The 9,303-nt window shown below is 73.8% G+C and carries 9 protein-coding genes, 1 pseudogene and 1 riboswitch; of the genes and pseudogenes, 5 read left to right on the top strand and 5 right to left on the bottom strand.

Translation table 11 applies throughout. The features are described from left to right. Nucleotides 1-131: 131 nt before the first annotated feature. Nucleotides 132-410 (bottom strand): ubiquitin-like small modifier protein 1, encoded by a 279-nt coding sequence (locus ACFVHB_RS39400; protein ID WP_380332705.1) that lies wholly within the window; start codon nucleotides 408-410, stop codon nucleotides 132-134. Nucleotides 411-476: 66 nt separating this feature from the next. Continuing rightward, nucleotides 477-1,757, bottom strand: a complete 1,281-nt coding sequence (gene thrC / locus ACFVHB_RS39395; RefSeq protein WP_380332702.1) for a threonine synthase — start codon at nucleotides 1,755-1,757, stop codon at nucleotides 477-479. Between the two features lie 17 nt (nucleotides 1,758-1,774). Then, a riboswitch (SAM riboswitch) is annotated at nucleotides 1,775-1,908 on the bottom strand. A gap of 272 nt (nucleotides 1,909-2,180) precedes the next feature. Here thrC and ACFVHB_RS39390 point away from each other — a divergent pair. Together ACFVHB_RS39390 and ACFVHB_RS39385 are read left to right on the top strand one after the other, a co-directional pair. After that, on the top strand, nucleotides 2,181-3,224 hold the full coding sequence (locus tag ACFVHB_RS39390) for a glucosyl-3-phosphoglycerate synthase (RefSeq protein WP_380332699.1): 1,044 nt from the start codon (nucleotides 2,181-2,183) through the stop codon (nucleotides 3,222-3,224). Nucleotides 3,225-3,262: 38 nt separating this feature from the next. Next, nucleotides 3,263-4,741 (top strand): trehalose-6-phosphate synthase, encoded by a 1,479-nt coding sequence (locus ACFVHB_RS39385; RefSeq protein WP_380332696.1) that lies wholly within the window; start codon nucleotides 3,263-3,265, stop codon nucleotides 4,739-4,741. Between the two features lie 10 nt (nucleotides 4,742-4,751). Here ACFVHB_RS39385 and otsB read toward each other — a convergent pair whose 3' ends face one another. Both otsB and ACFVHB_RS39375 read right to left on the bottom strand, forming a co-directional pair. After that, nucleotides 4,752-5,603 (bottom strand): trehalose-phosphatase, encoded by an 852-nt coding sequence (otsB, locus tag ACFVHB_RS39380; protein ID WP_380332693.1) that lies wholly within the window; start codon nucleotides 5,601-5,603, stop codon nucleotides 4,752-4,754. A gap of 120 nt (nucleotides 5,604-5,723) precedes the next feature. Then, complete coding sequence (locus tag ACFVHB_RS39375) at nucleotides 5,724-5,951, bottom strand: DUF3263 domain-containing protein (protein WP_380332690.1); 228 nt, start codon at nucleotides 5,949-5,951, stop codon at nucleotides 5,724-5,726. A 135-nt stretch (nucleotides 5,952-6,086) separates the two neighbouring features. Here ACFVHB_RS39375 and ACFVHB_RS39370 point away from each other — a divergent pair, with 135 nt between their 5' ends. Further along, entirely contained in the window at nucleotides 6,087-6,431 is a 345-nt protein-coding gene (locus ACFVHB_RS39370; protein ID WP_380332687.1) for a cupin domain-containing protein, read from the top strand. A gap of 21 nt (nucleotides 6,432-6,452) precedes the next feature. Here ACFVHB_RS39370 and ACFVHB_RS39365 read toward each other — a convergent pair whose 3' ends face one another. Further along, nucleotides 6,453-7,739 (bottom strand): extracellular solute-binding protein, encoded by a 1,287-nt coding sequence (locus ACFVHB_RS39365; RefSeq protein ID WP_380332684.1) that lies wholly within the window; start codon nucleotides 7,737-7,739, stop codon nucleotides 6,453-6,455. Between the two features lie 390 nt (nucleotides 7,740-8,129). Between ACFVHB_RS39365 and ACFVHB_RS39360 the strand changes: the two genes are divergently transcribed. Beyond that, nucleotides 8,130-9,077, top strand: coding sequence for an ROK family protein (locus tag ACFVHB_RS39360; protein ID WP_380332681.1), 948 nt, complete (start codon nucleotides 8,130-8,132; stop codon nucleotides 9,075-9,077). After that, a pseudogene (locus tag ACFVHB_RS39355) lies at nucleotides 9,074-9,303 on the top strand (N-acetylglucosamine-6-phosphate deacetylase); the annotation flags it as partial. The gene ACFVHB_RS39360 and the pseudogene ACFVHB_RS39355, both read left to right, overlap by 4 nt.

The following is a 9,303-nucleotide window of genomic DNA, read 5'->3' as shown; positions in this document are numbered from 1 at the left end:
ACTCCCCATCTACTCTCTTACAACTTATATACATCCCGCCCTAACTGGGCCCACGGCCCCGCGGCAAGTGAATTCCGTGCCCGCGGGCGGCCGGTGCCTCGGCGGGAGGGATTTGCCAGGTGGTGCGCGGCTCAGCAGCCGCCGGCCACCGCCGGAATGATCGAGACGCTCGCGCCGTCCTTGATCTCGGTCGCCAGGCCCTCCGCGAAGCGCACGTCGTCGTCGTTCACGTAGACGTTGACGAAACGGCGCAGCTTGCCGGTGTCGTCGAGGATGCGGGCGGAGATCCCGGCGTGGTTGCGCTCCAGGTCGGCGATGACGTCACCCAGGGTGGCGCCCTCGGCGGCCACCTCGGCGGCGCCGCCGGTGTAGGTGCGCAGGATGGTCGGGATGCGGACGTTGGCGCTCATGGGGGCTTCTCCTTGCGGCGGGGCGGCGGGTGGCCGCGGGTGGGTGGCGGCGAGCGGTGGCGGGGGTCAGGCGGAGGCGAGGCCGGCGTCGCGGAACGAGGCCAGCGTCGGGCGGATGACCGCGGTCATCCCGGCGTCGGAGACCGCGTCCAGGGTCTTCAGGCCGTCACCGGTGTTGATCGCGACGGTCTCCTTGGCCGGGTCCAGCTGACCGGTCTCGACCAGCTTCTTCAGCACGCCGACGGTCACCCCGCCCGCGGTCTCGGCGAAGACGCCCTCGGTGCGGGCCAGCAGCTTGATCGCGGCCACCACCTCGGCGTCGGTCACGTCCTCGACGGCGCCGCCGGTGCGGCGGGCGATGTCCAGCACGTACGGGCCGTCGGCCGGGTTGCCGATCGCCAGCGACTTGGCGATGGTGTCCGGCTTGACCGGCCGGATCACGTCATGGCCGGCCTTGAACGCCGCCGACACCGGCGAGCAGCCCGCGGCCTGGGCGCCGAAGATCCGGTACGGCCGGTCCTCGACCAGACCGAGCTTGATCAGCTCCTGCAGCCCCTTGTCGATCTTCGTCAGCTGCGAGCCCGAGGCGATCGGGATCACGATCTGCTCCGGCAGGCGCCAGCCCAACTGCTCGCAGATCTCGTACGCCAGCGTCTTGGAACCCTCGCCGTAGTACGGGCGGAGGTTGACGTTGACGAAGCCCCAGCCCTCGCCGGCCGGGTCGCCGATCAGCTCCGAGCAGAAGCGGTTCACGTCGTCGTAGTTGCCCTCGATGCCGACCAGCTCACCGCCGTAGACACCGGCCATCACGACCTTGCCCTGCTCCAGGTCGTGCGGGATGAACACGCAGGACTTGAAACCGGCCCGGGCGGCGGCCGCGCCCACCGCGCCGGCCAGGTTGCCGGTCGAGGAGCAGGACAGCGTGGTGAAGCCGAACGCCCGCGCCGCCTCGATCGCGCAGGCCACCACGCGGTCCTTGAACGAGTGCGTCGGGTTGCCCGAGTCGTCCTTGACGTGCAGCTGGGCGGTGAACCCGAGCTCGCGGCCCAGGTTGTCCGCCTTCACCAGCGGGGTCCAGCCGGGGTTCAGGTTGGGCTTCGAGGCGACGTCCGCCGGCACCGGCAGCAGCGGCGCGTAGCGCCAGATCGAGGCCGGACCGGACTCGATCCGCTTGCGCAGCTCCTCCGCGGCCTCGCTGCCGAAGTCGTACGCGATCTCCAGCGGCCCGAAGCACTCCAGGCAGGCGAAGCTCGGACCGAGCGGGAAACGGGTACCGCACTCGCGACAGGACAGGGCGGCGGCGGGGCCGAGGTCAACGGTTGCGGGTGCGACGGTGTCGAAAGCCATGATGGCGGAGGCCTCTCTCCTCATCTTCCCCGTGGCGCGGTCGCGCCACGGGCCGGAATTGGCACCTGTCCCGCCGGGGCCTGGACGACAGCCGCGCGAGAAGGTTGCCGGGACGTCAACGGGCCGTTCCCTCAGTCCCTCTGGATGAGCTCTGTGAAGTTGTGGTCATGCTCAGCGGTGACCCCGGCGTGCGAAGGTCCGACCGCTGTACGAAGACTGTATCCGAAGGCGTCAACCGTGAACGGGACCGTCCGCCACGCGAGATGGCGCGTCCCACCCGTCCCCGGCCCGCCGCCGTCCGGCCCCGAACCCGCCCCGAACCCGACCTCGAACCCGCCGCCCGCACCCCGATCCGAGCCCGGCCCCCACCCGGACCCGAGCCCGAGCCCGAACCCGCCGCCCGAACCCGCCGAGGAGAGACCCGTGCCCGCCGACCCGACACCCGAGCTCCTCCCGCAGGCGGCGTCCTGGCTGCGCCGCCGCTCGTGGAGCGCGGCCGACCGGCCGGTGCGCACCCTGCTGGACGCCAAGCGGGCCGCCGGCCGCGCGGGCACCGTCAGCGTCGTCCTGCCCGCCCTGGACGAGGAGGCCACCGTCGGCGACATCGTCCGCACCATCCGCCGCGAGCTGATGGAACGCCTGCCGCTGGTCGACGAACTCGTCGTGGTCGACTCCGGCTCCGCGGACGACACCGCCGCGGCGGCCGCCGCGGCCGGCGCCCGGGTGGTCCACCGCGACGACATCCTGCCCCGGCTGCCCGCCGCCCCCGGCAAGGGCGAGGTGCTCTGGCGCTCGCTGCTGGTCACCAGCGGCGAGATCGTCTGCTTCGTCGACGCCGACCTGCGCGAGTTCGACCCCGCCTTCGTCTCCGGCATCGTCGGCCCGCTGCTCACCGAACCGGACATCCAGCTGGTCAAGGCCATGTACGACCGACCGCTGGAGACGGACGGGGCGGTCGTGCCCGCGGGCGGCGGCCGGGTCACCGAACTGGTCGCCCGCCCGCTGCTCAACCTGCACTGGCCGGAACTCGCCGGTTTCGTCCAGCCGCTCGGCGGCGAGTACGCGGCCCGCCGCTCCCTGCTCGAACGCCTCCCGTTCCCCACCGGCTACGGCGTGGAGCTGGGCCTGCTGGTCGACGCCCTGGAGACGGCCGGACTGGACGCCCTCGCCCAGGTGGACGTCGGGGTCCGCCACCACCGGCACCAGGACAGCCAGGCGCTCGGCCGGATGGCCGCCACCATCTACCGCACCGCCCTCGAACGGCTCGACCGCACCCACCGGCTCAAGGCGTCCGCCGACCTGGTGCGCCCGCTGCTCACCCAGTTCACCCGCGACCCGCGCGCCCTCCCCCAGCCCCCGGGCGGCGGAACCCCCATCTTCACCCCCCGCACCTACGGGATCACCGCCCTGGAACGGCCCCCGATGCACACCGTCCCCGAGTACGTGACCCGGCACCTCCCCCGCTGAGGGGTTTGCGGCCGCGGACCCACGGCAACATCCCACTCATGGGCGATCTCACGACCGAGCGTTCGAGTCAGACCGGCACCGCCCCCGTCCTGGTGGCCTCCAACCGGGGACCGGTGTCGTTCGGCACGGCGGACGACGGCACGCTGACCCTCCGCCGGGGCGGAGGAGGCCTGGTCTCCGGGCTCTCCGCCATCGACGACCCGGACGCCGTCTGGGTCTGCGCGGCCCTCGGCGACGCCGACCGCAGAGCCGCCCGGGAGGCACCCGACGGGCGGCTCGACCGGGCCGGCCACGACGTCGGCGGGCAGGCCGTCCGGATGCTGGACATAGATCCCGAGACCTTCGCCCGCGCCTACAACGGCGTGGCCAACTCGACCCTCTGGTTCGTCCACCACCTGCTCTACGACACCCCGACCGCACCCGCCTTCGACGCCGGCTTCCGCGCCGAATGGCAGGCCTACACCGCCTACAACACCGCGTTCGCCGAGGCGCTCGCCGCCGAGGCAGCCCGCGGCGCCGCCGTCCTGGTCCAGGACTACCACCTCTCGCTGACCCCGGCCCTGCTCCGCGCCGCCCGGCCCGACCTGCGGATCGGCCACTTCTCGCACACCCCCTGGGCGCCGCCCGAGTACTTCCGGCTGCTGCCCGACGACGTCGCCGAGGCCGTCCTCACCGGCATCCTCGGCGCCGACCGGGCCGGCTTCCTCACCCGCCGCTGGGCCCTGGCGTTCGCCGACTGCTGCGAGCGGCTCCTCGGCGCCACCGTCGACCGCGCCGCGCTCACCGTCACGCACGCCGGCCGCACCACGCGCCTCGGCGTCCACGCGCTCGGCGCCGACGCCGACTTCCTGCGCGAGCGGGCCCACCGCCCGGACGTCGAGGAACGCCTCGCCGCGCTCCGCGCGGCCGTCGGCGACCGGCGCACCGTCGTCCGGGTCGACCGCACCGAGCTGAGCAAGAACATCGTCCGCGGCTTCCAGGCCTACCGGCACCTGCTGCGCACCCGGCCCGAGTGGCGGGACCGGGTGGTGCACATCGCCTTCGCCTACCCGTCCCGGACCGACCTGGCCGAGTACCGCGACTACACCGCCCAGGTCCGGCGGCTCGCCGACGAGATCAACGCCGAGTTCGCCACCCCCGCCTGGCAGCCGCTGATCCTGCACGTCAACGACGACTTCCCGCGCTCGCTGGCCGCCTACCGGCTGGCCGACGTCGCCCTGGTCAACCCGATCCGCGACGGCATGAACCTGGTCGCCAAGGAGGTGCCCGTGGTGTCCGACCGCGGCTGCGCCCTCGTGCTCTCCCGCGAGGCCGGCGCGCACGCCGAACTCGCCGACGACGCGCTGACGGTCAACCCCTACGACGTGATCGCCACCGCCGAGGCCCTGCACACCGCGCTCGGCATGCCGGCCGACGAGCGCGCCGAGCGGACCAAGCGGCTCGCCGCCGCGGCGACCGCGCTCCCGCCCCAGCAGTGGTTCCTCGACCAGCTCGACGCGCTCGACGACCTCGGCTGAGGCCGCGGGCTCACGGGGCCCCGGCGGACCGGCCGAGCTCCGCCGCCAGCCGCTCCAGCAGCGCCGCCACGCCGGCCGGGCCCTCGACCACCAGGTCGGCCCGGTCGGCGAGCTCCTTCACCGGCGCGTCGCCCACCGCGCCGCTGCACACCAGCAGCCCGGCCAGACCGTCCCCGCGCAGCTCCTCCACCGCCGCGAAGGCCGCCACGTCCCCCAGGTCGTCACCCGCGTACAGCACCGTCCGGGCGTCCCGCTCCCCCAGGAAGGAGCGCAGCGCCGCCCCCTTGTCCACCCCCGGCGGCCGCAGCTCCAGCACAAGCCGGCCGGGCTCCACCACCAGCCCGTGCTCCGCGGCCAGCGCCGCCACCGGCGCACGCAGCAGCTCCAGGGCCTGCTCCGGTGCCTCCGTCCGCCGGGTGTGCACCGCCAGCGACCGCCCCTTGTCCTCCACCCACGTCCCCGCCGGCGCCCCGGCCGCGGCCAGCACTCCGTCCAGGTCGGCCCGCGCGGCGGCCACGCCCGGGTGCACCGGCGGTGCCGTGAGCACCCCGGCCTCCCAGCGTTCGGCGCCGTAGTGGCCCAGCACCACCAGGCCGTCGATCCCCTCGAACCCGCCGTACTCGACGGCCAGCCCGGCCGGCCGGCCGGTCACCACCACGACCGACCCCACCCGGGGGGCCAGCGCCCGCAGCGCCCCCGCCACCCCGGGGTGCGCCCGCGCCCGGCTCGGGTCCGCCACGATCGGCGCCAGCGTCCCGTCGAAGTCCAGCGCCACCACCGCCTCGCGCGGCGAGGCGAGGAGCGCCTCCAGCCCCGTGCGCCCGGCTTCCGTCCTCAGCTGCACCGTGTCCTCAAGACCCATGCCGGGACCCATACCCAGCCACCGCCCGCCGACGCACCCGCCCCGCCACCGCACGCCCCCGCCCGGCGCGGCGCCCGCGACCGACGCGCCCGCGGGCGAGCGCCCCGCCCGGCGGAGGCCTCAGCGGGCGGCGCGCCGGGCGGCCCTGACCCTGCGCAGCCGGTTCACCAGCACCGGCGCGTGCGCGAGCGCCTCCGGCCGGTCCAGCAGGGCGTTCAGCAGCTGGTAGTACCGCGTGCTGGAGATCTCCAGCTCCTCCCGGACGGCCCGCTCCTTGGCCCCCGCCGTCCGCCACTGCCGTCCTTCGAGCTCCAGCACCGCCAAGTCCCGTTCGCTCAGCCCGCCCATGCCCGGCCCACCTCCGCCCGCCACCGCACGGCGCCGCCCACGACGGCACCACCACTACGGAGTGTCATTCTCCCCCGCGCACCCGACACACTGTGCGCCCCTCGTCGCCCCGCCCGGCTGGCTAGCGTCGGGGGCATGACCGAAAGCTTCGTCCTCCACATCCCCGCCGCCGAGCTCGAACCGGACCCGCTCGACCCGGCCCAGATCGTCTCCGGCACCCCCGAGGTGTCCGGCCGGGTGCTCTCCGAGTCCGCCGACGGCCGCCAGCTGCGCGGCATCTGGCAGATCACCCCGGGCGTGGTCACCGACGTCGAGGCCGACGAGCTGTTCGTGGTGCTGAGCGGCCGGGCCACCATCGAGATCGACGGCGGCCCGACCCTGCACGTCGGCCCGGGTGACTGCGCCGTGCTGCGCGCCGGGGACCGCACGACCTGGACGGTCCACGAGACCCTGCGCAAGGCCTACGCGATCACCCTCTGATCCCCGGGCGGCGGCCCGAGGTCACTTGCGGACCCGGGCCGCCTCCTTCACCGCCTTCTGCTGCAGGTCCTCCAGCACCTGCTTGGCATCCCCCGTCACGGCGCCGCCGACCCCGGCCTTGATCTGGTTGCTGACCTCGGCCCAGGCCGGGTCGCCGAACGGGTAGAAGCTGGCGTTGGTCAGCCCGGCCGCGAACTGCTTCAGGTCCTCGTGCTTCCCGTCCTTGGTCATCTCCGCGAAGGCGTCCTGGGTGACCGGCAGCAGGTTGTACGTCTCGTCGAACTTGAGCTGGTTGTCCTTCGCGTACACGAAGGTCAGGAACTTGCGGATCTCGTTCCGGTGCCCGTTGGCCTTGAACGCCATCATCCAGTCCGCCACCCCGAGGCTGCCGGTCCTGGCCAGGCCGTCCTTCCTGGGGATCGGCGCCGTCCCGAAGTCGACCTTCGCCTTGGCGGCCATCCGCAGCAGGGTCGGGTGACCGTTCAGCATCGCGACCTTGCCGGCCGCGAAGTCGGTGAACACCGGCGTCCGGTTCATCTTGCCCGGCTCCGGGTACGTCAGCTTGGCGTCGACCAGGTTGGTCCGCAGCCAGGTGAAGGTCGCCTGGTTCTGGGTGCTGTCGATGGTGTAGTTGCCGACGTCGTCGGAGAGGCTGCCGCCGCCGCTGAGCGTCCAGAGCATGGACTCGGCCGGCGCCTCCTCGGGCCCGAGCGGCAGCCCGTACGGGACCACCCCGGGGACCTTGGCCTTGATCTTCTCGGCCGCCTGCCTGAGCTCGTTCCAGGTGGCCGGTGGCTTGTCGATCCCGGCCTTCTGGAAGACCGCCTTGTTGTAGAAGAGCACCCGCGAGGAGGAGACGAACGGGATGCCGTACTGGGTGCCGAGCACCTGCCCGGCGTGCGCGAAGGACTCCATCATGTTGGCCTGGGTGTCCAGCGAGAGGACGTCCGCCGCCTTGTAGAGCCGGTCCGCGGCCACCTGGTCGGCGAAGCCGCCGGTCTGCACCAGGTCGGGCGACTTGCCGCTGCCCACCAGGTCGCTCACCCGCTTGGTGATGTCCGTCCAGCCGACCACCTCGACGTCGACCTTGATGCCCGGGTTGGCGGTCTCGAACCGGCGCACGACGTCGTCCCAGTACTGCCGGGAGCCGGTCGCCGCGTCCTCGCCGTAGTCGGCCGCCACCAGCTTGAGGGTGACCGTGCCGTCGTCCTGGCCGCTGCAGCCGGTGAGCAGCAGCGCGCCGGCCAGCGCGGTGCCGAGGGTCCGGGTGCCGAGCAGCCGGGAGGGGGCCTGGGCGCGCCTGTTCAACGCGGTTACCGCCTTCGGGGGTGGAGGGGAGAAAAGGGGACCGGATGGGTGGAATCCGGCAGCCGGGAGCGCCACACTGCCAAAAGTCCGGCACAGTGGTCCAGACCTCCGTGCCCGACCCGACGGGTAGTTACCGAAGTGCGGGAGGTCGTTGCACGATGCGCAACGGATCGAGGCGGACCGCGCCCGACCCCGGCCCGAGGCCGCCCCCCGCGCCGAGCGCGGCGGCGTACGGGAGGGCGCACCGGGCGGCGCGCCCGGCGCGCGCGCCGCAGCTCGCGCAAAGTGCCGCACACCACATGCTTCTGCGACAAAGCTCACTTACTTTGGACCAGACCAATCCGACAACTGGACTAGACCTCTCCGACCGGCCAAGGGAAACTGTCCCCCGTGAAGCACGTCATCGCACTCGATGTGGGCGGCACCGGCATGAAGGCCGCGCTGCTCGCCCAGGACGGCTCCGTGCTGTTCGGAGCACGCCGACCGACCGGGCGGGAGCACGGCACGGACGCCGTCGTCGCCGCCATCCTCGACTTCGCCGCCGACCTGGCGGACGAGGGCCGCAGCCGTTTCGGCGCCGCCCCGCTGGCGGCGGGCGTCGCCGTCCCGGGGACGATCGACGAGAAGAACGGCGTCGCGGTCTTCTCCGCCAACCTCGGCTGGCGGGACCTGCCGCTGCGCGGGCTGCTGGGCGAGCGCCTGGCCGGCCCGGACGGCGTCGCGATGCCGGTCGCCCTCGGCCACGACGTGCGCTCGGGCGGTCTGGCCGAGGGCCGGCTCGGCGCCGGCCGGGGTGTCGACCGCTTCCTGTTCATCGCGCTGGGCACCGGCATCGCCGGCGCCATCGGCATCGGCGGCCGGATCGAGGCCGGCGCCCACGGCTACGGCGGCGAGATCGGCCACGTCGTGGTCCGGCCGGGCGGCCCGCGGTGCGGCTGCGGCGCCCGCGGCTGCCTGGAGACCCTCGCCTCCGCCTCCGCCGTCTCCCGCGCCTGGGCCGCGGCCAGCGGGGACCCCGACGCCGACGCGGCATCCTGCGCCGTCGCGGTGGACGCCGGGGACGAGCGCGCGGTCGCGGTCTGGCAGCACGCGGTGGACGCCCTCGCCGACGGGATCGTGCTGGCCCAGAGCCTGCTCGACCCGTCCACGGTGATCGTCGGCGGCGGCCTGGCCGAGGCCGGCGACACCCTCTTCACACCCCTGCGCGCGGCCGTGAGCGAGCGACTGACCTTCCAGATGCCCCCCGAGGTCGTACCGGCCATGCTCAAAGACACCGCCGCATCCCTGGGCGCGGGCCTGCTCGCCTGGGATCTGCTCTCACTGGAGGTGACCGCGTGACCGCGCGGATTCCATCCGCGGCGCTGCCGCGGGGTACTGTCCTGGCCGGCGCCCGCCTCGTCCTCCCCGGCGGGGTCGTCGAGGGGGACCGCCTCACCATCGAGGGATCCCGGATCGCCGGGCTGGGCGGTGCCACCGAACCGGGTGACCTGGACCTGACCGGGTACACGGTGGTGCCCGGGTTCGTGGACCTGCACGTGCACGGCGGCGGCGGTGCCTCGTACGC

The organism is Kitasatospora sp. NPDC127111, from assembly GCF_042677465.1.
Lineage (GTDB): Bacteria > Actinomycetota > Actinomycetes > Streptomycetales > Streptomycetaceae > Kitasatospora.
This window is presented reverse-complemented; position numbering and strand designations above follow the sequence as displayed.